The organism is Leucobacter iarius, from assembly GCF_039530105.1.
In the GTDB taxonomy this organism is placed as follows: domain Bacteria; phylum Actinomycetota; class Actinomycetes; order Actinomycetales; family Microbacteriaceae; genus Leucobacter; species Leucobacter iarius.
This window is the reverse complement of record NZ_BAAAOB010000001.1, coordinates 143575-166215: the sequence shown is the minus strand read 5'-3', so window position 1 is coordinate 166215 and position 22641 is coordinate 143575. Positions and strand designations below refer to the sequence as shown.

The 22641-nt window shown below is 71.5% G+C and carries 22 protein-coding genes; 17 read left to right on the top strand and 5 right to left on the bottom strand.

From position 1 onward, the window contains the following. The first annotated feature begins 27 nt into the window (after positions 1-27). The 7 genes from ABD169_RS00700 (at position 28) to ABD169_RS00670 (ending at position 9327) form a co-directional block, all read left to right on the top strand. Positions 28-630 carry a TetR/AcrR family transcriptional regulator gene (locus tag ABD169_RS00700; protein WP_344027996.1) on the top strand — a complete coding sequence of 201 codons (603 nt, stop codon included), beginning with the start codon at positions 28-30 and terminating at the stop codon, positions 628-630. 191 nt (positions 631-821) lie between these two features. Continuing rightward, positions 822-1856 (top strand): agmatine deiminase family protein, encoded by a 1035-nt coding sequence (locus tag ABD169_RS00695; RefSeq protein ID WP_344027993.1) that lies wholly within the window; start codon positions 822-824, stop codon positions 1854-1856. A 157-nt stretch (positions 1857-2013) separates the two neighbouring features. Beyond that, positions 2014-2685: a pentapeptide repeat-containing protein gene (locus ABD169_RS00690; RefSeq protein WP_344027991.1), complete on the top strand. Its 672-nt coding sequence runs from the start codon at positions 2014-2016 to the stop codon at positions 2683-2685. 27 nt (positions 2686-2712) lie between these two features. Beyond that, the gene (locus ABD169_RS00685; RefSeq protein ID WP_344027988.1) at positions 2713-3429 is read left to right on the top strand and encodes a DUF1361 domain-containing protein; all 717 of its coding nucleotides are present in this window, start codon (positions 2713-2715) and stop codon (positions 3427-3429) included. A 62-nt stretch (positions 3430-3491) separates the two neighbouring features. Then, complete coding sequence (locus ABD169_RS00680; RefSeq protein ID WP_344027985.1) at positions 3492-4244, top strand: class I SAM-dependent methyltransferase; 753 nt, start codon at positions 3492-3494, stop codon at positions 4242-4244. Positions 4245-4532: 288 nt separating this feature from the next. Next, entirely contained in the window at positions 4533-7067 is a 2535-nt protein-coding gene (locus ABD169_RS00675; protein ID WP_344027982.1) for a DUF7507 domain-containing protein, read from the top strand. 196 nt (positions 7068-7263) lie between these two features. Next, positions 7264-9327, top strand: coding sequence for a sigma-70 family RNA polymerase sigma factor (locus ABD169_RS00670; protein ID WP_344027979.1), 2064 nt, complete (start codon positions 7264-7266; stop codon positions 9325-9327). A gap of 16 nt (positions 9328-9343) precedes the next feature. On the opposite strand, the gene ABD169_RS00665 is transcribed toward ABD169_RS00670, so the two are convergent. Further along, positions 9344-10621, bottom strand: coding sequence for a class I SAM-dependent RNA methyltransferase (locus ABD169_RS00665; protein WP_344027976.1), 1278 nt, complete (start codon positions 10619-10621; stop codon positions 9344-9346). A gap of 88 nt (positions 10622-10709) precedes the next feature. Between ABD169_RS00665 and ABD169_RS00660 the strand changes: the two genes are divergently transcribed. Genes ABD169_RS00660 through ABD169_RS00650 form a run of 3 tightly spaced genes read left to right on the top strand, consistent with a single transcriptional unit; the run spans position 10710 to position 12874 of the window. Continuing rightward, positions 10710-11477: an ABC transporter ATP-binding protein gene (locus ABD169_RS00660; RefSeq protein ID WP_344027973.1), complete on the top strand. Its 768-nt coding sequence runs from the start codon at positions 10710-10712 to the stop codon at positions 11475-11477. Then, positions 11474-12208 carry an ABC transporter permease gene (locus ABD169_RS00655; protein ID WP_046455312.1) on the top strand — a complete coding sequence of 245 codons (735 nt, stop codon included), beginning with the start codon at positions 11474-11476 and terminating at the stop codon, positions 12206-12208. The genes ABD169_RS00660 and ABD169_RS00655 overlap by 4 nt, the downstream gene beginning before the upstream one ends. A gap of 9 nt (positions 12209-12217) precedes the next feature. Beyond that, the gene (locus tag ABD169_RS00650) at positions 12218-12874 is read left to right on the top strand and encodes a Maf family protein (RefSeq protein ID WP_344027969.1); all 657 of its coding nucleotides are present in this window, start codon (positions 12218-12220) and stop codon (positions 12872-12874) included. A 36-nt stretch (positions 12875-12910) separates the two neighbouring features. Here ABD169_RS00650 and ABD169_RS00645 read toward each other — a convergent pair whose 3' ends face one another. Next, positions 12911-14635, bottom strand: coding sequence for a PucR family transcriptional regulator (locus ABD169_RS00645; RefSeq protein ID WP_344027965.1), 1725 nt, complete (start codon positions 14633-14635; stop codon positions 12911-12913). A gap of 255 nt (positions 14636-14890) precedes the next feature. Between ABD169_RS00645 and ABD169_RS00640 the strand changes: the two genes are divergently transcribed. From ABD169_RS00640 to ABD169_RS00625, 4 genes are all read left to right on the top strand, one after another. Continuing rightward, positions 14891-16255 (top strand): aspartate aminotransferase family protein, encoded by a 1365-nt coding sequence (locus ABD169_RS00640; protein WP_046455309.1) that lies wholly within the window; start codon positions 14891-14893, stop codon positions 16253-16255. A 168-nt stretch (positions 16256-16423) separates the two neighbouring features. Beyond that, on the top strand, positions 16424-16735 hold the full coding sequence (locus tag ABD169_RS00635; protein WP_052961388.1) for a DUF2853 family protein: 312 nt from the start codon (positions 16424-16426) through the stop codon (positions 16733-16735). 34 nt (positions 16736-16769) lie between these two features. Continuing rightward, on the top strand, positions 16770-17129 hold the full coding sequence (locus tag ABD169_RS00630) for a TfoX/Sxy family protein (protein WP_344027963.1): 360 nt from the start codon (positions 16770-16772) through the stop codon (positions 17127-17129). Between the two features lie 72 nt (positions 17130-17201). Continuing rightward, positions 17202-17585 (top strand): hypothetical protein, encoded by a 384-nt coding sequence (locus ABD169_RS00625; RefSeq protein ID WP_344027960.1) that lies wholly within the window; start codon positions 17202-17204, stop codon positions 17583-17585. A gap of 216 nt (positions 17586-17801) precedes the next feature. Here ABD169_RS00625 and ABD169_RS00620 read toward each other — a convergent pair whose 3' ends face one another. The 3 genes from ABD169_RS00620 to ABD169_RS00610 are packed head-to-tail and all read right to left on the bottom strand — an operon-like array spanning position 17802 to position 19632. After that, complete coding sequence (locus ABD169_RS00620; RefSeq protein WP_344027958.1) at positions 17802-18449, bottom strand: dihydrofolate reductase family protein; 648 nt, start codon at positions 18447-18449, stop codon at positions 17802-17804. A 12-nt stretch (positions 18450-18461) separates the two neighbouring features. Further along, the gene (locus ABD169_RS00615) at positions 18462-19178 is read right to left on the bottom strand and encodes a winged helix-turn-helix transcriptional regulator (RefSeq protein WP_046455305.1); all 717 of its coding nucleotides are present in this window, start codon (positions 19176-19178) and stop codon (positions 18462-18464) included. 1 nt (position 19179) lies between these two features. After that, positions 19180-19632 (bottom strand): VOC family protein, encoded by a 453-nt coding sequence (locus ABD169_RS00610; RefSeq protein ID WP_344027954.1) that lies wholly within the window; start codon positions 19630-19632, stop codon positions 19180-19182. A 153-nt stretch (positions 19633-19785) separates the two neighbouring features. Between ABD169_RS00610 and ABD169_RS00605 the strand changes: the two genes are divergently transcribed. The 3 genes from ABD169_RS00605 to ABD169_RS00595 all read left to right on the top strand — a co-directional run bounded on the left by ABD169_RS00605 (position 19786) and on the right by ABD169_RS00595 (position 22615). After that, a complete protein-coding gene (locus tag ABD169_RS00605) occupies positions 19786-20241 on the top strand; it encodes a MarR family winged helix-turn-helix transcriptional regulator (protein WP_344027951.1) in 456 nt (151 codons plus the stop codon). Between the two features lie 86 nt (positions 20242-20327). Beyond that, positions 20328-21647 carry an MFS transporter gene (locus ABD169_RS00600; protein ID WP_344027948.1) on the top strand — a complete coding sequence of 440 codons (1320 nt, stop codon included), beginning with the start codon at positions 20328-20330 and terminating at the stop codon, positions 21645-21647. Between the two features lie 227 nt (positions 21648-21874). Then, positions 21875-22615, top strand: coding sequence for an ATP-binding cassette domain-containing protein (locus ABD169_RS00595; RefSeq protein ID WP_344027946.1), 741 nt, complete (start codon positions 21875-21877; stop codon positions 22613-22615). The last annotated feature ends 26 nt before the right edge of the window (positions 22616-22641 follow it).

Here is a 22641-nt window from a genome sequence, read left to right as displayed (position 1 = left end):
TCGGGCGCGGATCGGTATTGTGGAGCCGTGGGAGCACGGGAGACGAATCGGGAGAGCCGCGAGCGCGCGCTGCTCGAAGCGGCCATCGAGTCCTTCGCCGAACTCGGTTTCTCGGAGGTCCGCCTGTCGGACATCGCGAAGCGCGCGGGCATGACCGCCGGCCATCTGAGCTACTACTTCCCTTCGAAGTCGGAGCTGCTGCGGCGCGCGATCGAGATGAGCGAGCGCCGGCTCATCGAGGATGCTCGCGCGGCGCTCGCGCGCCTGGAGCGCCCCGAGGATCGCCTGCGCACGCTGATCGACCTGTCGCTCGCCGACCGGGTGCGGGATCCGGGCTGGCTGCTCTGGTTCCAGGTCTGGGCCGGTGCCGCGCTGCACCCCGAGATCACCGAGTCGCACCACGCGCTCGACGGCGAGTGGCGTGCGCTGCTGCGTCAGGTGATCGACGAGGGCATCGCCGCGGGCGGTTTCCGCGCCGAGGACCCCGACGCGACCGCCGCCGCGATCGCGAGCATGCTCGACGGGCTCTCCATCCAGCTCGTGCTGGAGGCACCCGGGTACGGCCCCGAACGCATTCGGGCCATCGCCGACGCGGCGGTCGCCGCACTGCTCGGCCTGCGCGACGCCTGATTCCTGCGGTTCCCGGCCGTTCCCGACGGTTCCTGGCAGGCTTCTTCCGCCGGATATCCAGCTTCTGCCGGATCCTCCCCGCGGGGATCGTCCGGCCCCCGCCCGATATCCGGTGCCCGTCGTGCGACCGGGGCTTGCGCAATATTTGGTTTTCAGCAAAACTTTTTTGAGAACCAAATTTTGGAGTGATGATGACCGAGATCCAGAGCACCCCGGCCGCGGCCGGATTCGCCATGCCCGCCGAGTGGGAACCGCACGACGGCTGCATCATGGTGTGGCCGTTCCGAAAGCAGCTGTGGGGATCGCAGCTCGCCGCCGCGAAGCGCGACTACGCGGCGGTCGCGAACGCCGTCGCCCGCTTCGAGCCCGTGTTCATGGTGTGCCCGCCCGGGCTCGCCGACGAGGTGCGCGCCGCCTGCGGCCCCGAGGTCGAACCCATCGAGGTGCCCGTCGACGACTCGTGGGCCCGCGACAGCGGCCCGATCTTCCTCCGCAACGACGAGACCGGCGAGTTCGCCGTGATGGACTTCCGCTTCAACGCCTGGGGCGAGCGCTGGCCGCACGCCGAGGACGCGCAGCTCGCGGTGCGCCTCGCCGACCACTTCGGCCTGCCGCACTTCCGTACCCCGTTCGTGCTCGAGGGCGGTGCGTTCTTCGTCGACGGCGAGGGCACTGTCTACGTCACCGAGCAGTGCCTGCTGAACCCGAACCGCAACCCCGAGCTGAACCGGGAACAGATCGAGCAGGAACTGCGCGCGGGCCTCGGCGCCGAACGCGTCGTCTGGCTGCCCTACGGGCACGCGCTCGACACCGGCCCCGCCGGCACCGACGGTCACATCGACGGCGTCGCCCAGCTCGTCGGCCCCGGCCGGATCCTGCTCGAGGTGCCGAGCGATCCGGCATCCACCGAGTACGAGCGCTCGCGCGCCAACCTCGCGGCGCTCGCCGCCGGGCCGGACGCGCGCGGGCGCCGGATCGAGGTGCTCGAGGTCGACGTCCCCGCCGAGGGGCAGGTCGCCTACGCCAACCACTACCTCGCGAACGGCGCCGTGATCGTCCCCATCGGCGAGGACGAGCACGATGCCGGCATGCTCGCGGCCCTGCAGCGCATCTACCCCGATCGGGAGATCGTGGGCGTTCCCGGCCGCACCATCGGGTACGGCGGCGGCGGACCACACTGCATCACGCAGCAGATCCCGGCCGGGATCCTCTCGCCGCGCGCCTGAACCCGAGCGTCCCGCAGGCCGTTCCGGCGAGCATCAGGGCGAGCGTCGCCCGGACCGCCCCGGCCTGCGGGGCCGACCCCGTTCCAGTGCCGCCCGGTGTCGGTGGTCGGGAGTAGGGTCGTGCCCGTCCCGATACTTCGATTGCAGAGGAGCCGCCATGGTCGCACGCACGCGCAGGGTCGACCCCACGCCCCGCCTCGATCCAGTGCGACTCGACGAGCTCCGCGACGGCGATCCCGAGGCGATCGGGCCGCGCCGCGTGTTCGAGGGCGAGCGCTTCGCGGGCGGCGACCTCTCGGGGCGCGCCGCCGCCGGGCTCACCCTGATGGAGTGCGAACTGCTCGACCTGCGGGCTCACGACACCGACCTGCAGGGCTCCCGGTTCGTCGAGACCCGCTTCGAACGCCTCGACGCGCCGAACTTCAAGGCTCGACGCACCACTTGGAAAGACGTCGAGATCCTCTCGTCGCGCATCGGCGCGGCAGAGCTGTACGACTCCGGGCTGCACCAGGTGCTCTTCGAAGGATCGAAGCTGGGGTGGGTCAACCTGCGCGCCTCCGAGCTGCGCGACGTGCTGTTCCGCGGCTGCCACACCGAGGAGCTCGACCTCGGCGGGGCGCGCGTCACCCGCATGGCGTTCGACGGGTGCACGGTCGGCAAGCTCGTGCTCACGGGCGTGCGATCCGAAGGGCTCGACCTGCGCGGCCTCGAGTTCTCGAGCATCGAGGGTCTCGAAGGCCTGCGCGGCGCGATCGTCTCCGAGATGCAGGCCATCGACCTCGCCCCGATCTTCGCCGCGCACTTCGGTATGGGGATCCGCGCGAGCTGACGACGGCTCCACGAGATAATCGTCTCCGTGTTCTTCCTCCCCGTCGGTGCCGTCCTGCTGAACGTCTACGCCCTGATCCTCGTGCTCGCTCGGGCCTGGGTGTACCGCACGCCGCTGTACCGGCCGATGCTGTGGAACATCCTGCTCTCGGTCCTGCCCGTCTTCATCCTCGGCATCGGCGGCCTGTTCGGCTTCGCGCTGCTCGCCGCGGCTCCCGCGGTCGGGCTCGCGGTGCTCGCCGTCACTGCGATCCTCTGGCTGCTCATGCTGCCGAACGCGAGCTACCTCATCACCGAGCTCAACCAGTCGCACCGGCGGGACGGCGATCCGGTGCCGCTCTGGTACGACATCATCCTCGTGATCACCCTCGCGATGTCGGGCGTGATCAACACGGTCTTCAACGTGTTCCTCGCGCACATGTTCTTCACGACGAGCGTGTACGGCGACTCGGCGCGCAACTTCCTGGAGCCGGGCGCGCTCGCGGCGGTCGGGGTCGTCATGCTGCTGCTCGGGTTCGGCATGTACCTGGGGCGCTACCTGCGCTTCAACTCCTGGGACCTGCGCCACCCCGTCTCGTTCCTGCGCAAGTTCTTCGCGCACTTCCGCACGCGCGACCACATCGCGGCGGCCGCCGGCTTCACCGTGACCTACGCCGTGTTCCTCGCGCTCATCTACTGCGTCGTTGCAGGGCCGATGATCGACGGCTTGCTGTCGATCGAGCGGGTGCGGAGCCTGCTGCAGTAGCCTGCGGTCAGCGCGGGCCGGATGCGGCCCGCTCCACCGGGGAATCGGGAATCGGGGTCGCGATGGTAGAGCAGGAAGCGCGGGCCACGTCGTTCGGCTCGGTGGCCGAGCTGTACGAGCAGGGGCGTCCCGAGTATCCGGCCGCAGCCATCGAGTGGATGCTCGCGCCTGTCCGCGGCACCGCCGCATCGCCGCGGGTGCTCGATGTCGGGGCGGGGACCGGCAAGCTGAGCCGCGGCCTCGCCGCGGCCGGGTGCCGGGTCACCGCGGTGGATCCCGATGCGCAGATGCTCGAGCAGTTGCGCGGCTCGGTGCCCGGGGTCCCGACGGGGATCGGCACCGCCGAGTCCCTGCCCTGCGCCGACGCGAGCGCGGACGCCGTCGTGCTCGGGCAGGCCTGGCACTGGGTCGATCCCGTGCTCGCGTCCCGCGAGATCGCGAGGGTGCTGCGTCCGGGCGGTGTGCTGGGCCTCGTCTGGAACCTGCGGGATCCCCGCACCGCGTGGGCGGCCGAGCTCGAAGCGCTGGTGCGGTCGAGCGGGTCGCGCGACACGATGGCCGCGGGCGGTCCCGAACTGGCGCCCCCGTTCGGCGCTCCCGAGCACGCGAGCTGGGCCTGGGAGCATCCGGCGACGCGTGCGACGCTGGGCGGGATGCTGCGCTCCCGCAGCTCCTACATCACCGGATCCCCGGTCGAACGCGCGGAGCTCGACGCTGGGCTCGCTCGGATCCTCGACGGGCTCGGCCTGCGCGACGGCGAGTCGATCGGCATGCCCTACGTCACGCACGCGTTCCGCGCGATCCTGCCCGGGTAGGACGCTCGACGGTCTCGACCCGCCCGGAAGGCCGCAGAACGTGCGGCCTCGCGGTGCGCGAGCACCGACTCCGGAGCTCCCGGATCACAAATCCGGACCGAAGTCAGGGAATGCCCTGGACGAACGCGCGATCCCCAGGTACGCTCAACTCGATTCGGGGAAGTTTCAAGTATTCTGCCGTGCCGCTCGGGGGCGCGCGGCGCTTCGCCGAAGTCGGGGACGTGCCAACGCTCCCGGACAGCTCGAGCGGTCGGAGGGGGCCGGCGCTCCTGACACGTGGGGAACCTCATGAATACAGCAGCACCGCCTCGTCGCGGTTTGGCGCGCGCGGCCGCGTGGGCGACCGCAGCGCTGATCGCGCTCCCGCTCGGCGCGCTCGGAGCCACCGCGGCCTCGGCCGTCGTCGGCGACCCGACCGTCGCCACCACCGCTCCGGGCACCACCAGCGTCGCTCAGACCGCGGGCAAGGCGCGCGGCAGCGGCCTCTGGGGGTACGCGGGTGATGTCCGCACCTGGGAAAGCGGCCTCGTCTACACCTACGGTGTGGCGATCAGCCCGTCCGATGGCAGCCTCTGGGCGACCGACAGTGCGAAGGTCGTCGGAAGCACTCCCACGGGCAACTCGCGTCTGCAGCGGCACGAACTGGCTGCGACGCCGGATTGGGCGGCGGGTCAGTACACCGGCAGCGGCGCGTACGGCACGGTCGCCGCGGGCGACAACGCGGGCGTCGGCGCCAACTACGCGAAGCTCGCCGACTCCCAGGTCTGGGACGGCACCACGATGCCGAGCGGCAAGTTCGGCGGGGTGCGCGGCGTCGCCGTCACCGAGGCAGGCACGGCCTGGACCATGGACTCCGACGGTCAGGGAAGCTGGCTGACCAACGCGAAGAAGATCGTGCGCATGGTCACGCCGAACGGTACCGAGGCCGGCGCGATGGGCAAGTCGAGCTGGCCGAGCGGCAACGGATGGGCGAACCGCTACGACCCCGAGACCTTCGACTACACCGTCGGTGTCGCACGGTTGAACAACGGCGACATGATCGTCACCAGCCTGACGCCCGAACTGCTGAAGCAGTACAAGCCCGACGGCACCTTCGTGCGCAACATCTACCTGAACCAGCCGGCGGGCACGGCGTACCCGAGTGACGGCGGCTTCCGCTCGCCCTACGCGATTGCGGTCGACCCTGCCGACGGCACCCTGCTCGTCGGCTTCATCGATCCGGGCAACGGGAACAAGAGCTTCATCCAGCGCATCGACCCGAACTCCTGCACTACCGAGGCTGTCGGCAACCCGACGGGGTCCTCGCGTGACCGGTGCGCCGTGAAGCAGACCATCGGCATCGGAACCCTCGGAACCGGATTCCTGCAGCAGACGGCGACCTTCGCGATCCAGGTGGAGCCGCGCACGGGCGACATCTACGTCGGCCAGCGCACGGGGCTCATCTCGGTCTTCGCGAACGACGGCACGGCGAAGGGCAAGTTCTCGGCGTTCGGCTCGGGCACCGGCAACGGACAGCTCTCGACGGTCCGCGGTCTTGCCTTCGACGAGCGCGGCTTCCTCTACGCGACCGTCGCCGAGGGGTCCTCGGCGACCCGCGTGGTGATCTTCGCCCGCACCCCGGATGCTGTGACGCAGTTCGCGGCGCAGTACACGAGCCCGGCGAAGACCTCGGTCGACCTCACCTGGAACGCGCTGCCCGGCGGCGTCACCGCCGACGCGCAGTCGCCGGTGCGCGACTACGTGATCGAGCAGTCGGAGGACGCCGGAGCCACCTGGACCGTGGTGCCCGCGGCCGCGTCGACTGCCGCGACCCGGACCGTGTCGGGCCTCGACCCCGCGAAGAACTACCAGTTCCGCATCTCGGCGTGGAACGAGGCCGGCAACGGCGATACCGCGGTCACGACCGTGCGCGCGCCGCTGTCGCACCCGTCGATCTCGGTGACGAAGACCGGCAACGGCCAGCAGAAGGGCACGCAGGCCTCCGCGCTGCACGTCGCGGCGGGATCCACCGTCCAGTTCGCCTACACCGTGAAGAACACGGGCGACGTGCCGGTGCAGATCGACGACGTGACGGACAGCGTGCTCGGCACGATCCCCGCGCCGAGCGGCTTCAGCGGCACGCTGGGTGTCGGCGACGAGGTCGTCTTCACCGCGAGCGGGCCCGTGGCCGAGGGCGATTACCACAACCGGGTCACCGTCAAGGCCACCGAAGCGGGCGTTCCGAACGAGCTGCAGCCGGTGCAGGCCGACTGGTACGGCTTCGGCGCGACCGCGGGCCTGCAGGTCGTGAAGACCGGTGACGGCGTCCGCGCGGCCACCGCCGCGGATCGTCACAGCGTCTCCACGAAGAAGACGGTTCCGTTCGTCTACACGGTCACCAATACGGGCAACGTGCCCGTGCGGGTCGACAGCGTGAAGGACGACCGGCTCGGCACCATCGCCGCGCCGAGCGGGTTCGACGGCACGCTGGCTCCCGGCGCCTCCATCGCCTACACGGCCTCGGGCAAGCTGCCGAAGGGGGACTACGTCAACACGGTGACGGTGTCCGGGACCGCGACGGGGACCGATGCTGATCTGACCGTGGACCCTGCGAAGGACAGCTGGTACGGCAAGGGAACCGTCGATCGGGTGCCGCCGACCACGACGCCGCCGACCACTCCGCCGACGACGCCCCCGACGACCCCGCCGACCAAGAAGCCGAACGGCGGCGGACTCGCAGATACCGGTGACGCGACCGCCGCGGGCGTGCTCGGCCTGGCAGGCGTGCTCCTGCTCGGCGGCGGTGCGCTGCTGACGGTGAGGCGACTGCGCCGAACGGCATAGCGCGACGCGACGAGTGCGCGGGTGCGGATGGGCGAACAGCCCGTTCGTACCCGCGCACGTGCGCGTTCCGGGGCAGGTTTCCCCGTGTTCTTGCGGGAACCCCACAAACAGTATTGGTGTAGGTGGTTTCGGGGTGCACAATCGACCGGTGCCGTAATTCGGCGGCGCAGGATCTGGAACCGGGCTATTCGAGACGATGAGCGAGTCGGGAACGGCTGAGCGCGACGCGGTCGTGCTCGGGCCCGATCCTGCCCGATCCGCGTTCGCCGAGGACCCCGTCGATCCCGATACCGACGCCCGCCTGCTCGATGCCGCGGCGTGCGGCGACGCCGACGCGTTCGCCGAGCTCTGGTCGCTGCACCGGGGCGCGGCCTACGCGGTCGCCCGCTCGGTCGCGCCGGGCAACGCCGACGACGTGGTGTCGGAGGCCTACGCGACGATCTGGGCTCGGCTGCAGCGCGACTCCGCGCCGACGGAGGCGTTCCGCGCTCACCTGCTCGAGACCGTGCGGGAGATCTCCGCGCGGTGGTTCCGCGCCGGCCGACGGGTCGTCTCGGTGCCCGCCGTCGAAGAGGTGCCGGACCCGAGCGTCGGCGACGCCATGGAGTCGGTCGAAGAGCGGGCCATGATCCTCAGCGCCTTCGCCGCGCTGCCGGACCGCTGGCAGCAGGTGCTGCAGTGGCGTTCCGTCGAGCGGTTGCCCCGAGCGGAGACCGCCCGGCGGCTCGGGATCAGTCCGAACTCCGTCTCGGTGCTCGGCCGACGCGCGACCGAGGGGCTTCGCGTTGCCTGGCTCGCGCAGTGGTTGCCGACGCCACCCGGCGGGATCGAGCACGCCCGAGTGTTCGAAGCGCTGCCGCGGTACGTCCGGGATTCCCTGCCCCGTGAGCGGGCCGCGCTGCTGCGCTCGCACCTGCGCGGCTGCGGCCAGTGCCGTTCCGCCGAGCAGCAACTGCTCGAGGCGAACCGTCGTCTCGGCGGCGGGATCCTCGGCGTGCTGTTCCTCGGAGGCGCGGGGAGTGCGCTGACCGCGGCGCTGCGGGCGGCGGATCCGGTCGCTCCGGCGGCGTTCGCCGCGACGGGCGGGGCGACCGCGGTGCACGGAGCGGCGATGATCCGCCCCCTCGCCGTGCTGACGCAGGTCGGTGGCCTCCGCGCCGGTTTCGGCAAGCTCGCGACCGCCGTCGGCGGCAAGGTCGCGATCGGATCCACCGGACTCGTGCTGGGTTCCACGCTCGCCGCGGCCGCGATCGCCGGAACGGTGGTGCTCGCGCACCCCTTCGACCCCCAGCAGCCCGTCACTCTCGAAGCGGGCAGCGGCTGGAGCACCGGGCAGCATGCGGCGCCGTCGGACAACGGATCGGCGACCGGCGGCGCGCCCCGGTCTCCGGCGAAGCAGCGTCCCGGCACCTCGGGCGCCGCGGCCGGAGTGGAGCCGGGGGCGGGCCTCGGGGCCGTTGCCGGTCAGCAGACCGACGGACGTCCCGCGCAGCTCGCGGACGAGGTCGTCCCGCGGGAGGACTCGCTCCTCCCCGAGGTTCCGCTGAGGCCCAAGCCCGAGCCCGACGGAGGCGACCGGGTGGGTCCTCCGAACCCTCCGCCGACGCAGCGCCCGGACCTCCCCGCGCTCCCGACCCCGACCGTCCAGAGCTCCGGCGACGCCGGCGGAACCATCGCGCCGCGCCTCAGCGGCACGGTGGAACCCGGGACGAAGATCGCCGTCGCCGTCGCGGGCGCGCGGATCCTGCCACCGGTCGCCGCGGACGGGAAATGGGCCGTCGACCTCGCGGATCTGGAACTGCGACCGGGTGCGCAGCGGGCCGAGATCACCCAGACCCGTGGCGACAGCGTGTCGCCCGCCGCACCCGTCACCTTCTCGCTCACCGCACCGAAGGTCGAACTGACCGCTCTTCCGGTGCGTTCGATCGACACGACCCGCTTCGCCGCGACCGTCTCGATCACCGGCGGCGTGCCCGGTGCGACGGTCTGCGTGAGCACGGGCACCGCCAAATCGCCCAGGATCCAGCTGGACTCGCGGGGCGCCTACGAGCGCGGGCTGGTGCTGTACCCCTCCGGAACGAAGGCGCTGGTGTTCGCCTACTGCGACGGCGACGGATCCGGCACGCGATTCGGGGTGCGGCAGAGCATCGCCATCCCCGCCGCCGACCCGGGCACGCCGGCGGATCCCGGATCGCCCGCGACCCCGGCGGACCCGGGCGCGCCGCAGCCTGCCGATACCGGGAACGGCACGGCGGACTGAGCCGGCTCGGCCCGGATCAGACCCGGGTGAAGACCGCGAGCGCCTCGAGGTGGTGCGTGTGCGGGAACAGATCGAACGCGCGCACCGGCCCCAGCTCGTAGCCGAGGCCCAGCAGCGTCGCGGTATCGCGGGCCAGCGCGACCGGGTCGCAGGCCACGTAGATGATGTTCGCGGGTGCCAGCTCGCCGAGCTGCTGGCTCACCGCTCCGCCCGCACCCGAGCGCGGGGGATCGAGCACCACGGTCGAGCGGCGGAAGCGGTCGCGGACCGCCGCGGGCGCGGCGAGCAGGTCGGCGAGGTAACGATCGACGCGGGCCGTCACCGCGAGCGCTCCGACGAGCTCCGAGAGGTTCTCGGCGGCATCGTCGGTCGCGCCGGGATCGGCCTCGACCGTGGTCACCTTGAGCGCGGGGCCGACGGCCTCGGCCATCGCAGCGGCCAGCAGGCCTGCGCCCCCGAAGAGGTCGAGGTTCGCCGCGCCGGCATCGACACGGCCGGCCTCGTCGAGCGCGATGACCGCGTCGCGCACGGCGGTGAAGAGCACCTCGGGCGCTTCGCGGTGCACCTGCCAGAACCCGCCGGCGCGCACCAGGAACTCGCGGTCGCCGACGAGCTCGCGCACTGCGTCGTTCTCGCCGGCGCGGGCCACGTCCTCCTCCGCCGTGATCAGCATGCGGGGATCGTCGGCGCTGGGAGCGATCAGGTCGATCGACACCAGGTGGTGCATCGGCTCGTCGAGCGGGGCGATCATGTTGACGCCCTCGACCGCGAGCGGCAGGGACTCGACGGGCACGATGGTCCGGCTGCGCGCCGCGTACGGGCCGACGGCGCCGGTCTCGGGATCCACGTGCAGGCGCACGCGGCTGCGCCAGCCGAGACCGTTCGCCTCGTCGTCGCCGGGCGCCGCCTCGACGGTCACGTCGCGTTCCACGCCCGCGAAGCGCTGCAGGGACTCGGCGAGCACCTGCGCCTTGAGGGCGCGCTGGCGCTCGAGCGCGATGTGGCCGAACTCGGCGCCGCCGGCGCGCTCCTCGGGATCGCGTTCCAGGGCGGCCTCGGGCCAGACGTGGGGGCGCCGGTCGGGCGACGCCTCGAGCACCTCGAGGGTGACCGCGCGCGCGAACGACTTCTTGCGGGCCTCGGTCACGCGCGCACGCACGCGCTCGCCGGGGATCGCGTCGGCGACGAAGACGACGCGGCCGTCGTGCCGGGCCACGCTCACCCCGCCGTGCGCGATGTTGGTGATCTCGAGCTCGATCTCGTCGCCGGGCTGCAGGGGTGAGGTATTCGCCATGCACCCATTCTCCCATCCCTCCTGCGCCGATGCGCACGGATCGGCGGCGGGGCTCGCGCCATCGCCCCGCCGGGTCTACGCTGAGGCCATGAAGCCCAGCGCCCCGGCCGGTGCGGCCATCGAGATCCGGGGGCTCGGCGTGCGTCGCGGGCGGCGGGCCGTGATCGAGCACCTCGACCTCCTGGTGCAGGCCGGACGGGTGACCGGACTCCTCGGGCCGTCGGGATGCGGCAAGTCGACCCTCATGCGCACGGTCGTCGGCGCGCAGGCCGGGGTCAGCGGCAGCGTGCGCGTGCTGGGCGAGCCCGCCGGCTCCCGCGGGCTGCGCCGCCGGGTCGCCTACGCCACCCAGGCGGCCTCCGTCTACGACGACCTCACGGTGCGCCAGAACCTCCGCGCCTTCGCCAGCGCCGTCGGTGCCCCGCGCGACGATCCGGAGCGGGTCGTCGCGCTCGTCGGACTGGAATCCGAGGCCTCCCGTCGAGTGGACGCGCTCAGCGGCGGACAGCGCAACCGGGTCTCGTTGGCGGCCGCCCTGCTCGGATCCCCCGAGCTGCTCGTCCTCGACGAGCCCACCGTCGGGCTCGACCCCGTGCTGCGCGCCGAGCTCTGGGAGCTGTTCCACCGCCTCGCCGACGGGGGCACGACCCTGCTCGTCAGCAGCCACGTCATGGACGAGGCGCTCCGCTGCGACGACCTCCTCCTCATGCGCGAGGGGCGGATCCTGACCCACACCACCCCGGGCGCGCTCATGCGGCACACCGGGACCGAGGACCCGGAATCCGCATTCCTCGCCGTCATCGCGGCCGACGCGGAGGGCCCGGCACGGCCCGACGGGGAAGGACGGACGCCGTGAACCCCGCACGCACCCTCTCGACCGCCGCGCGCGTGCTGCGTCAGCTCGTGCACGACCCCCGCTCCGTCGCGCTCGTGCTCATCGCCCCTGCGCTGCTGGTCGGGCTCTTCTCCTGGCTGTTCAGCGACCAGCCCGGCGTATTCGACCGACTCGGCGGACCGATCCTCGCGCTCTTCCCGTTCATCCTGATGTTCCTCATCACCTCCGTCACCACGCTGCGCGAGCGACGATCCGGCACCCTCGAGCGGCTCATGACGACCCCGCTCGGCAAAGCCGACTTCATCGTCGGCTACGCGCTCGCCTTCGGCCTCGCCGCCACCCTGCAGGCGGTGATCACCGTCGGTTTCGCCGTGATCGTCTGCGGCCTCAGCACGACCGGCCCCGTCTGGCAGCTGGGCCTCGTCGCCGTGCTCGACGCCCTGCTCGGCACCGCGCTCGGCCTGCTCGCCAGCGCGTTCGCCCGCACCGAGTTCCAGGCCGTGCAGTTCATGCCCGTGCTCGTGTTCCCGCAGATCCTGCTCGGTGGGCTGTTCATGCCGCGCGATCAGATGCCCGACGTGCTCCACGCCATCTCCGACTGGCTCCCGCTCAGCTACGCGATCGACGCGGTCACCGCCGTCACGAAGGGCGACGAGGACTGGACGCTCTGGGGGCCGCTGATCGTGATCGCGGCGGTCTCGGTGGTCGCCCTCGCGCTCGCCGCAGCGACCCTGCGGAGGCGGACGCCGTAAACTCGCGGCATGCGTCTGATCCTCGCCTCGACCTCGCCCGCCCGTCTCTCGGTGCTGCGCGCCGCCGGCATCGAGCCGGTCTGCTTCTCGCCGCAGGTCGACGAGGAGGCCGAGGTCGTCGCGCGCGAGGCGGAGCTGGGGCGGGCGCTCACCGCGCCCGAGCTCGTCGAGTACCTCGGGCGGTTGAAGGCCGAGGACGTGGTGCGCCGGCACGCCGCGAAGATCGCGGAGCTCGGCGGGGGACTCGTGCTCGGCGGCGACTCGGCGTTCCTCATCGACGAGCAGATCCTCGGCAAGCCGCACCTGCCCGAGGTGGCGCTCGCGCGCGCCAAGCAGCACCGCGGCCGCAGCGGAGTGCTGCACTCGGGGCACTGGCTCGTCGACGTCGCGGCCGACGGATCCCCGCGCGGGGCGGCGGGCGCCGTCGACACCGCGACGGTGTCGCTGGCCGCCGACGTCACCGACGCGGAGCTCGAAGCGTACGTCGCGACGGGCGAGCCGCTGGAACTCGCCGGCGGATTCGCGATCGACGGCCTCGCCGGGGCCTTCATCGATCGGGTCGAGGGCGCGACCAGCTGCGTGATCGGACTCTCGCTGCCGGCGTTCCGCCGCCTCGTGCGCGAGCTCGGGCACGACTACCCGTCGCTCTGGAACCGCGCAGCATAGGCGCGGCGACCCGTTCCTCGAACGGGGGCGGGAGCGCTACCGTTCGCGGCGGGCGAGCAGCGCGACCGTGAGCGTCGCGATGGTCATGCCGTCGGTCAGATCGACGCCCAGGAGCTCCTCGATGAGCGCGATCCGCTGGTAGAACACCGAGCGCGAGAGCCGCGCCCGCTGCGCCGCGAGCGAGCGGTTCGCGGGGTGCGCGGTCACGGCGTCGAGCACGCGCACCAGATCGCCGTGGTGCTCGCGGTCGTACTCGACGAGGGGCGACAGCACGTCGCTCGCGAACTCCTGCACCTCGGGGGTGCCCGACAGCTCGCGCACGAGGAACGCGAGCGGTTGGCGCTCGGCCTGCTGCACGCTGACCCGACCCGCGCGAGTCGCCGCGGGCAGGATCCCGACCGCGCGCACCGTCTCGAGCGACGAGATGGCGCCGCGCAGGCGCCGGGCGGGAACCCCGAGGCCGAGGTGCGCACGCCAGCCCGCCGGTGTAGCGGCAGGCGCGAGGGCATCGATCTCGCGGGCGAGCCGGGCGGCCAGGGGCGAGGCGATCCCGCGGTCCCCGGTCGGGGCGACCCGGGCGTCGCCGTCGGGGAAGGACAGGAGGGCGAGGAGCACGGGGCGCTCACCGCTCGCTCGTCGCCCCCCGGCGTCGCCCGGCCCGCCGCCGGACGTGCCGGGACCGAACGTGGACAGCTCGCCGTCGTCGACCGCGATGAGCGCTCGTCCCTCGGGCGCGATGGCCCGGCGCAGGGCCGATTCCAGCACCGAGCGCTCCTTGGCGGCGGGCCCGCCGAAATCACCGGCGCCGCGGAGCGTGACACCGACGGTCACCCGGCCCGCGACGGGCAGCCCGCCGGCCGCGAGCTGCGCCGCGAGCTCGGTCTCGTGCCGGTATCGGCCGCCGAGCAGCGCGCCGACGAGCCGCTTCGACGAGAACCGCACCCAGGCGTCGCCATCGGGATCGGCCAGGCGCCCGAGCGCGAGGGCGAACGCGCCCAGCTCGAGCACCGTGCGCCGGCCGGCGGGGTGCGGTGCGCCGGGGAGCGCGGTGAGGAATCCCCAGCGGCTGCCCCGGGCCTCGACGGGCACGCGGACCCAGCTCGCCGGCAGTTCGAATCCGCGTCCGTCCGAGGCGACCCAGGCCGACAGGACCTCCTCGGGCGGGTGCCCCGGACCCGACCACGCGACGACACGGTGCGCGGAGTCCTCGAGCACGACCGGGGCGCCGATGGTCTCGGCGAGCCGCTCGATCACGTAGTCGACGGGGCTGCGGTTGAGTCCGAGCTCCGTGAGCATGTCGTGCACCTGCGCTCGGGCGCGCAGCGCCTCGTTCTGAGCAGCGAGGATCCGCTGGTGCACGCGCTGGGTGATCTGGACGAAGCGGACCTCGCGACGCAGCACGGCGAGGGGGATCCCGTCGCGTTCGCACGCGGCGATGAGCGGCGCCGGGGCCTCGGCGAAGTGGACGCCGAGCTCCAGTACGATCGCGGCGACATCGGCGGCGACGAGCGCCTCGGCGATGCGGGCCAGGCCGGCTTCGTCGCGGGGCCAGCCCGCCCCCGTGGTGAGGACGAGCTCGCCCCCGTCGAGCAGCGAGGCGCCGCCATCGGCGCCGCTGCCGGCGACCACGTGGGCCCAGCGCACCTCGCGGTCGAGCCCGCCGCGCCCGGCGATCAGCTCGAGGCGTCCGTCGGCGAGCTCGGGGAGGGCGAGCACCGAGCGCACGCTCGGCAGCGGGTGGCGTTCGAGGGGGTCGGCCATGGTGTGCTCCGCTCGCTCCGGGACTCCGCCCCGAACGGGGCGACGCGGCTATCATACAGAGTGTCCGGTCGGCTTCAGAAGTGCGGTCGCTTTGCGTGATTCCAGCGATGATCCTCGCTGAAATACTGGTGACAGTGCGCCGCGTTCGAGGTCGAACACACTGCCCGATGCGGCGCGGATGCGATGGCCGTGCAGTCGGTGCGGCCCGCTTCCCGCAGCGAGACACCACGAAGAAGAGGATCCGGAGCAGAACCCATGAGCGACTTCATCGACCAGAACGGCGCCGAGCAGAGCTTCGGCGACTCCGACGCCCAGCGCGAGGTGCGCGCGAACGACCGCCAGTACGTCTTCCACTCCTGGTCGGCGCAGGGCAAGATCGACCCGATCCCCGTCGCCAAGGGCGAGGGCGTGCGCTTCTGGGACTACGACGGCAAGGAGTACCTCGACTTCTCCTCGCAGCTCGTCAACCTGAACCTCGGGCACCAGCACCCGGGGCTCGTGAAGGCGATCCAGGAGCAGGCCGGTCGCCTGGCGACGATCCAGCCCGCGATGGCGAACGACGTGCGCGGCGAGCTCGCGAAGCGCATCGTCGAGCGCAGCTTCGACGGCGCCCGCTCGGTGTTCTTCACCAACGGCGGCGCCGAGGCCAACGAGTACGCGGTGCGCATGGCCCGCCAGCACACCGGCCGTCAGAAGGTGCTCGCACGGTTCCGCTCGTACCACGGCTCCACCGCGACGGCGATCACGCTGACCGGCGAATCGCGCCGCTGGGCGAACGGCACCCCCGACGCAGGCGTCGTGCATTTCTTCGGCCCCTACCAGTACCGTTCCGAGTTCTACGCGGAGACCCCGGAGCAGGAGGCCGAGCGTGCGCTCACCCACCTGGAGCACACGATCCAGCTCGAGGGCCCGGCGACGATCGCCGCGATCATCCTCGAGACGGTCACCGGCACCAACGGCATCTTCGTCCCGCCGCCCGGCTACCTCGCCGGTGTGCGCGCGCTCTGCGACAAGTACGGCATCGTCCTGATCTGCGACGAGGTCATGGCGGGCTTCGGGCGTACGGGCGAGTGGTTCGCCTACCAGGCGTTCGACGTGAAGCCCGATCTCGTGAGCTTCGCGAAGGGCGTCAACTCGGGCTACGTGCCGCTCGGCGGCGTCGTGATCTCCGAGGAGATCCACAACAGCTTCGTCGAGAAGCCGTTCCCCGGCGGCCTCACCTACAGCGGTCACCCCCTGGGCTGCGCGGCGGGCGTCGCCACCTTCGACATTTTCGAGGAGGAGGGGATCATCGAGCGCGTGCGCGACCTGGGCGCTCGGGTTGTCGAGCCCCGCCTGCGCGAGCTCGCCGAGAAGCACCCGTCGATCGGCGAGGTGCGCGGCACCGGACTGTTCTGGGCGCTCGAGCTCGTCACCGACCGCGGCACGCGCGCTCCGCTCGAGGGCGACGGATACAACGCGGTCATCGCGGCCTGCAAGAACGCGGGCCTGTGGCCGTTCGCTGCGGGCAACCGCCTGCAGATCGCGCCGCCGCTCGTCATCAGCGAGGAGGACCTGGTCCGGGGTCTCGACATCATCGATGCGGCGCTCGACGTCGCCGACGGGTTCGTCGCGGCCTGATCCGAGCGACCGTTCGTGCGACGGGCCTCGGAGCTTCGGCTCCGGGGCCCGTCGTCGTTCGCGGGCGGTCGGTGAATTCTCAGATCCGACTCTCGACGCGGGCGCGACCTGGGGACAGAATGATGCCAGGCCCGCTCCGGGTCGAGAGTCCCGAAAGGATCAATGCAGATGAGCGCTCTGGAAGACATCAGGAAGTACGCCCCGCAGGCCGAGGAGTCGGTGGTCGCCGCGATGGAGAAGACGTATGCGCTCGCGCTGCGCGACGCCGATGCGCGCCAGGTCTCCTTCAGCGATCCGGCGGAGCTGAAGACGGTGCGGGACAGCTTCGTGAAGGGCAAGCTCGGGGTCGCTGATTCCGATGCCGACATCGATGCGGCGATCGCGAAGGTGGGGGAGCAGGTGCCCGGTCACAAGCAGCGGCTCACCGTCTACTACCTGCTCGCGCAGCACTACGGCAAGCTCTCCGTCTTCGGCGGCTGAGCCGGCGTCGAGCGCGCCGAGGGGCGGATCCGAGATGCAGATGCCGAGGGCCTCCGAGGAACAGAAGCAGCGCTTCCGCGATCTGATAGCGGAGGTGGGCGCGAGTGCTCCCGAGGCGGAGGTGAAGCCGATGTTCGGCCAGCTCGGGGCGTTCGTGAACGGCAACATGTTCGCGGGGCTGTTCGGGCCCGATCTCGGTGTGAAGCTCGCCGAACCGGACGCGGCCGTGCTGGCCGCGTCCGGTGGCGGGCCGTTCGGTCCGGCCGAGCGGCCGATGGGCGGGTACCTGACGTTGCCGGTGGACTCGGATGCGGCGGAGTGGATCGGGCGAGCGCTGGCCTACGTCGCTGCGCTTCCGCCGAAGGCGCCGAAGCCGTCTCGGGTGAAGCGCTGAGCGGCCCTCCGCCTATGCGGATCGCGGTTCCGGTCCCAACTGCTCCGGGTGGGAGAAGTCGAGGGGTCCCGTGTGGGTCGCCAGGGCGAACAGTCGATCGTCGACCCGGTCGAAGCGCGCCCCGAAGCGATTCTCCGCTCGGTCGATCCGCTTGGAGAGTTTCGCGTCCACCGCGTCGATTCGTTTGCCGAGCTGGGATTCGACCTGGTCGATTCGTTTGCCGAGCTGAGTCTCGACCTGGTCGATCCGGTCGCCGAGTTTCGTCTCGACCTGGTCGATCCGTTTGGTGAGTTTCGCGTCGACAGCGTCGATTCGTTTGCCGAGTTGGGATTCGACCTGGTCGATCCGCTTGGTGAGCTTCGTCTCGACTGCATCGATGCGGTTGGTGAGGGCGGTTCCGACCGCGTCGATGCGGTGTTCCAGACCGTCGATGCGATGGGTGAGGCGACCCTCTGAGCGTCGGCTGGTCGTCAGGATCATGCCGCCGAGGGTGGCGCCGAGCGTCACGAAGCCGACGAGGACGGTGACGAGCGCGCTGAGCTCCAAACTGCCTCCTCGGTCTGCCGGATGTGTGGATACCAGCCAGGCTAGGCGCGTTCGGTGCGCCTTGCGGCCGCCGAACGCAATCTGTGGAGAACTCGTGTCGGACCCGAGCTGTGTAGGACGATCCGGCTACTCGGGCGAGTCGGAAGCGCCCATGATTCCGGTCGCGGGCTCCCCGGGGAGCGGCGCGTAGCGCAGCAGGAGGGCACCGGCGCTCCCCGAGGCCGGCGGTTCGACGAGCCGGAGATTGCGCGGCGCGGCGCCATCGGGGAACACGCGGCGTCCTTCCCCGAGAACGACGGGGTAGACCCAGAGCCGCAGTTCGTCGAAGAGCCGCTCCGCGAACAGGGTCTGCGCCAGGTCGAGGCTGCCGATCACGTGCGTCTCGCGGTGCCGGGCGCGCAGCGCCGAGATCTCGCTCGCGAGGTCGTCCCCGATCCGAGTGCTGCCGTCCCAATCGAGCCGCGTCCCCGGATCCCGTGAAGCGATGTACTTCGGGAGGGAGTTGAGGATCCTCCCGATCTCGGTGTCGTCGTGCAGCGGCCAGTAGGCGGTGAAGATGTCGGCGGTGTGGCGGCCCAGGAGCAGCGCGTCCATGTTCCGGATCCCGTCCAGGATCGTGCGGCCGGCCAGGTCGTCGGCGAACGGCGCCTGCCAACCGCCGAAGCGGAAGCCGCCGCTCGGATCCTCGTCGGGCCCGCCCGGAGCCTGGGCGACTCCGTCGAGGGTGGTGAAGAGGTCGATCACGATGCGACCGGCCGGATTCTGCTCAGGCATGGCGGACTCCGTTCAGGTGAGTGCGCGCTCGGCGACGTCCCGGTCGGGCGCGGGGATGATGCGATCGATGCGGAAGGTCTCGGCGAAGGTGCCGAGCAGTGAGGCGTCGCCCCGCACCACGGCGACGAGATCCTGGTCGAGTGCCTCGGCGGCGTCAACCTCGCCGCCGATGAGGCGTCGGATGCCGGGCCCCGCGACGATCACGCCGTCGGGGTCGCCGTCGGGGATGCGGTTGCCCGCAACGGTCGGATCCGGCGCGATCCTCGCGATGGCGAGTGCGCGATCGCGGACGGTCGCGCGGAGGGCCACCTCGCCGACGTGGAGTTCGTAGTCGGCGTCGGCGGCGTGCTCCGGGCGGAACGAGGTGCGCAGCGCCATGCTGAGCGAGTCGGGGGTGACGATGTCGCCGTCCTCGGGATCGCCCATGGTCTGGAACCCCCAGCGCCCGAGCGCGATCATGATCGGCTCCAGCGCGCGTCCGTACTCGGTGAGTTCGTAGACGAGGCCGCACCGGGCGAGCGGGACCCGACGCACCACACCACCCTCCTGCAGCTCCTTGAGACGGGTGCTGAGGATGTTGGTCGGGATGCGGGGGAGGCCCTGCTTCAGATCGGTGTATCGGCGGGGGCCGACGAGCAGGTCGCGGAGGATGAGCAGCGCCCATCGCTCCCCGACCAGCTCGACGGCGGAGGTGACGCCGCAGTACTGGCCGTAGCTGCGCGCGGCCATCTCAGGATCCGGGGACCGGATCCGGGCCTGCGCCGTGCTCGGCGACGTATGCCTCGGGGCCCTGCTCGGCGGCGGCCTGCGCCATCCAGTTGAAGTCGATGATGTTGCCGTCGGGGTCGTGCAGACCGCGCTGGTACATGAATCCGTAGTCCTTGGCCTCGCCGGCCTCGGAGCCGCCGGCGGCGACGCCGGCCTCCACGATCGCGTCGACGGCCTCGCGGGAGTCTCGGGTGAAGGCGACCGACACCTGGGCGCTCGTCTCGGGATCCGCGATCGGCTTCTCGGTGAACTGCGAGAAGTGCTGGTGCGTCAGCATCATGAAGTAGGTGTTCTCGTCCCAGACGATGCACGCGGCGTTCTCGTCGGTGAAGAGCGGGTTGATGTCGGCGCCGAGCGCCGTGTAGAACGCCTTGCTGCGTTCGAGGTCCTTGGTGGTGAGGTTGACGAAGATCACGATGACTCCCTTGTGCGTTCGGTGACTCGGGCTTGCCCGATGCCAATAGCTTGCAAAAAACAAGCAACCTTGTCAACGGGAAGTTTCGAGCGGAATAGAGCTGGGCGCCATTTGCATAGCAAAGCTATATAAATAGTGCTACAGTTGCTTGCTGTGGAAGAGAACAGCGCCGGTGCCGGTGGACAGATGGATCACCTGGCTCTCGAATTGACTCGGGCGGCATCCAGGTTCACCCGGCTCGCGGGCCGGGTCCCGGGCAGCACCTACTCGACCGTGGCGTGGCGGGTGCTCGCCGAACTCGAGCTGCAGGGCCCCGCCCGGGTCAGCGAACTCGCCCAGCGCGAGCGCATCGCGCAGCCCTCCATGACCGCGCTCGTGCAGCGCCTCGAGTCCGAGGGCTGGGTCGACCGCAGGCCCGATCCGGACGACGGGCGGGCCACACGTATCGAAGTCACCGCGGCCGGATCCGCGGCGCTCGCCGACTACCGGCGTGCGGCGTCCGAACGCTTCCGTCCGCTGCTCGCCGACCTCACCGACTTCGACCGGGCCACGCTCGCGCGCGCGGCCGAGCTGCTCCAGCAGCTCGCCGACGGCGTCGACCGCGTCTGACCCCTCGTCCCACCGCCACCACCAGTTCCGAAGGAGTCATCACGAGTACGCTCACCGATCCCCAGCCATCCACCGGATCCGTACCGGTGCCGAGCCCGGGCAGCGCCCGCGCGGCCGGCCGGGCCGCCGCGCCCCGCAAGGCCTCGATCCTGCGCCAGCCCACCGCGGTCTGGGCGATCGCCTTCGCCTGCGCCATCTCCTTCATGGGGATCGGGCTCGTGGACCCGATCCTCCCCGCGATCAGCCACGAGCTCGGCGCGAGCTCGGGGCAGACGATGCTCCTCTTCACGAGCTACCTCTTCATCACCGGCATCGCGATGTTCTTCACCAGCTGGGTTTCCGGTCTGCTCGGTGTGCGCTGGACCCTGGTGCTCGGGCTGATCCTCATCGTGGTGTTCGCGGCCTTCGCCGGCCTCTCAGGCACCGTGGACGAGATCATCGGATTCCGGGCCGGCTGGGGCCTCGGCAACGCGCTCTTCATCTCGACCGCCCTCGCGGCCATCGTCGGCGCGGCATCGGGCGGATCCCGGCAGGCGATCGTGCTCTACGAGGCCGCGTTGGGCGTCGGGATGGCGATCGGTCCGCTGGTCGGCGGCGCGCTCGGGTCGATCTCGTGGCGCGGCCCGTTCTTCGGGACCTCGGCGCTCATGGCGATCGCCCTCATCGCGATCCTCGTGCTGCTGCGCGCTCCGAAGCAGAGCGCGGCCGAGCGTGCGGTGGCGCGTGCGGCGCGGCCCTCGTTCACGGCCAGCTTCCGGGCGCTTCGCAACCCGGCGCTGCTCGCGCTCGCCGCGGTGGCCTTCTTCTACAACTTCGGCTTCTTCGTGCTGCTCGCCTACAGCCCGTATCCGATGGAGGCCGCGGCGAAGGCGGCAGGCATGACCGCGTTCGGGGCGCATGAGCTCGGCCTCGTGTTCTTCGGCTGGGGCCTCGCGCTCGCGATCACCTCGGTGCTCGTCGCGCCCGTGCTCACTCGTCGTTTCGGCCTGCGCCCCGTGCTCTTCACGATGCTCGGCGGGCTCACCGTCTGCCTCGCGCTGCTGGGCTTGTTCGTCGGCAGTTTCGCCGGTCTGGTCGTGGTGATCATCGTCAGCGGCCTGCTGCTCGGCATCATGAACACCGCCCTCACCGAGGCGGTCATGGAGGCGACGGACCTGCCGCGCAACGTGGCATCCTCCACCTACTCGGCCGTGCGCTTCATCGGCGGCGCGATCGCGCCGGCCGTCGCCGGCCCCATCGCCGCGGGTCTGGGCGCTGCGGCTCCCTACTGGATCGGCGCGGCGTCGCTCGTCGTCTCGATCGTCGTGCTCGCGAGCGTCGGGCACCTCCTGCACCGCGTCGGCGCGACCCCGCACGAGAGCGCGGAGGGCGAGGCGCAGGTGATCGCGACGGGCGACGCCGCGTAGCGGAGCGTCGCACGCCCGAGGGGGCGTGCGCTCAGCCGGATATACGCCTTCAGCCGGACGAATCCCAGCGATTCGTCCGGCTGAAGGCGTATATCCGGCTGAGCGCGTGAAGCGGCCGGGCGGTGCGTGCCCGCAGGCGGAGCGCGGCTGAAGCTGCTTGCGCTCCCAGGTTCATCGTTTTAGACTGACTAGTCAGTTTAGAAATGCATCGAACCAGAGGAATCTCCGTGAACGCATCGGATCCGACCCAGATCCTGGAACTCGATCGGCCGACCGGGACCTCCGCACCCGCGACCGTCGCCGGGCCAGCCGGCACCACCCGCCCCGCTTTCGAGCTGCGCGGCGCGACCGTGACCGCCGACCGCGGCACCGTCTTCGGTCCGCTCACCGTCGCGAGCGCGAGCCCGGTGTCGGTGGTGCTGGGCTCCCGCGGCACGGGGCGCACCTCGCTGCTGCTCAGCATCTCCGGCCGCATGAAGCTGAGCGGGGGCGAGCTCACCACGCTCGGCGAGACCCGGCTCGGCGAGATCCGCAGCCGCACCGGCGTCGTCGGCTTCGAAGCCGTCGACGCGCTCGAGCACGCCGTCACGCTCGGTGCGATCCTGCGCGAGCGCCTCGCCTGGGCGATGCCCTGGTACCGGCGCACGCCCCGAATCACCCCCGAACTCTCGTCCGAGCTGCTGGCCGCGGCCTTCGGCGAGTTCGAGCAGCCGGATCCCGGAACGCTCGTGCGCGAGCTGGGCGCCGCCGAAGAAATGCTCGTGCGCATCGCGCTCGCCCTGATCGAGGGTCCCGAGCTGCTCGTCGTCGACGACTTCGACGCCGTGCGGGATCCCGCGGAGCGCGCCGTCGTGGCCGAACGCCTGAGCGCCCTCGCGACGCAGGGGATCCGCGTGGTGCTCGCCACCAGCGACCCGGGCGACGCCGAGCTCTTCGCCGCCCACGAGCCGACCGTCGTCGAGCTCTGATCCCTCCGCTCCGGCCGCGCCGCAGC

Bases quoted from the DNA above. Each gene is read 5' to 3' on its own strand.
- ABD169_RS00695 (WP_344027993.1), top strand. From the start codon at position 822: ATGACCGAGATCCAGAGCACCCCGGCCGCGGCCGGATTCGCCATGCCC.
- ABD169_RS00690 (WP_344027991.1), top strand. From the start codon at position 2,014: ATGGTCGCACGCACGCGCAGGGTCGACCCCACGCCCCGCCTCGATCCA.
- ABD169_RS00680 (WP_344027985.1), top strand. From the start codon at position 3,492: ATGGTAGAGCAGGAAGCGCGGGCCACGTCGTTCGGCTCGGTGGCCGAG.
- ABD169_RS00675 (WP_344027982.1), top strand. From the start codon at position 4,533: ATGAATACAGCAGCACCGCCTCGTCGCGGTTTGGCGCGCGCGGCCGCG.
- ABD169_RS00670 (WP_344027979.1), top strand. From the start codon at position 7,264: ATGAGCGAGTCGGGAACGGCTGAGCGCGACGCGGTCGTGCTCGGGCCC.
- ABD169_RS00665 (WP_344027976.1), bottom strand. From the start codon at position 10,621: ATGGCGAATACCTCACCCCTGCAGCCCGGCGACGAGATCGAGCTCGAG.
- ABD169_RS00660 (WP_344027973.1), top strand. From the start codon at position 10,710: ATGAAGCCCAGCGCCCCGGCCGGTGCGGCCATCGAGATCCGGGGGCTC.
- ABD169_RS00650 (WP_344027969.1), top strand. From the start codon at position 12,218: ATGCGTCTGATCCTCGCCTCGACCTCGCCCGCCCGTCTCTCGGTGCTG.
- ABD169_RS00645 (WP_344027965.1), bottom strand. From the start codon at position 14,635: ATGGCCGACCCCCTCGAACGCCACCCGCTGCCGAGCGTGCGCTCGGTG.
- ABD169_RS00640 (WP_046455309.1), top strand. From the start codon at position 14,891: ATGAGCGACTTCATCGACCAGAACGGCGCCGAGCAGAGCTTCGGCGAC.
- ABD169_RS00635 (WP_052961388.1), top strand. From the start codon at position 16,424: ATGAGCGCTCTGGAAGACATCAGGAAGTACGCCCCGCAGGCCGAGGAG.
- ABD169_RS00630 (WP_344027963.1), top strand. From the start codon at position 16,770: ATGCAGATGCCGAGGGCCTCCGAGGAACAGAAGCAGCGCTTCCGCGAT.
- ABD169_RS00620 (WP_344027958.1), bottom strand. From the start codon at position 18,449: ATGCCTGAGCAGAATCCGGCCGGTCGCATCGTGATCGACCTCTTCACC.
- ABD169_RS00615 (WP_046455305.1), bottom strand. From the start codon at position 19,178: ATGGCCGCGCGCAGCTACGGCCAGTACTGCGGCGTCACCTCCGCCGTC.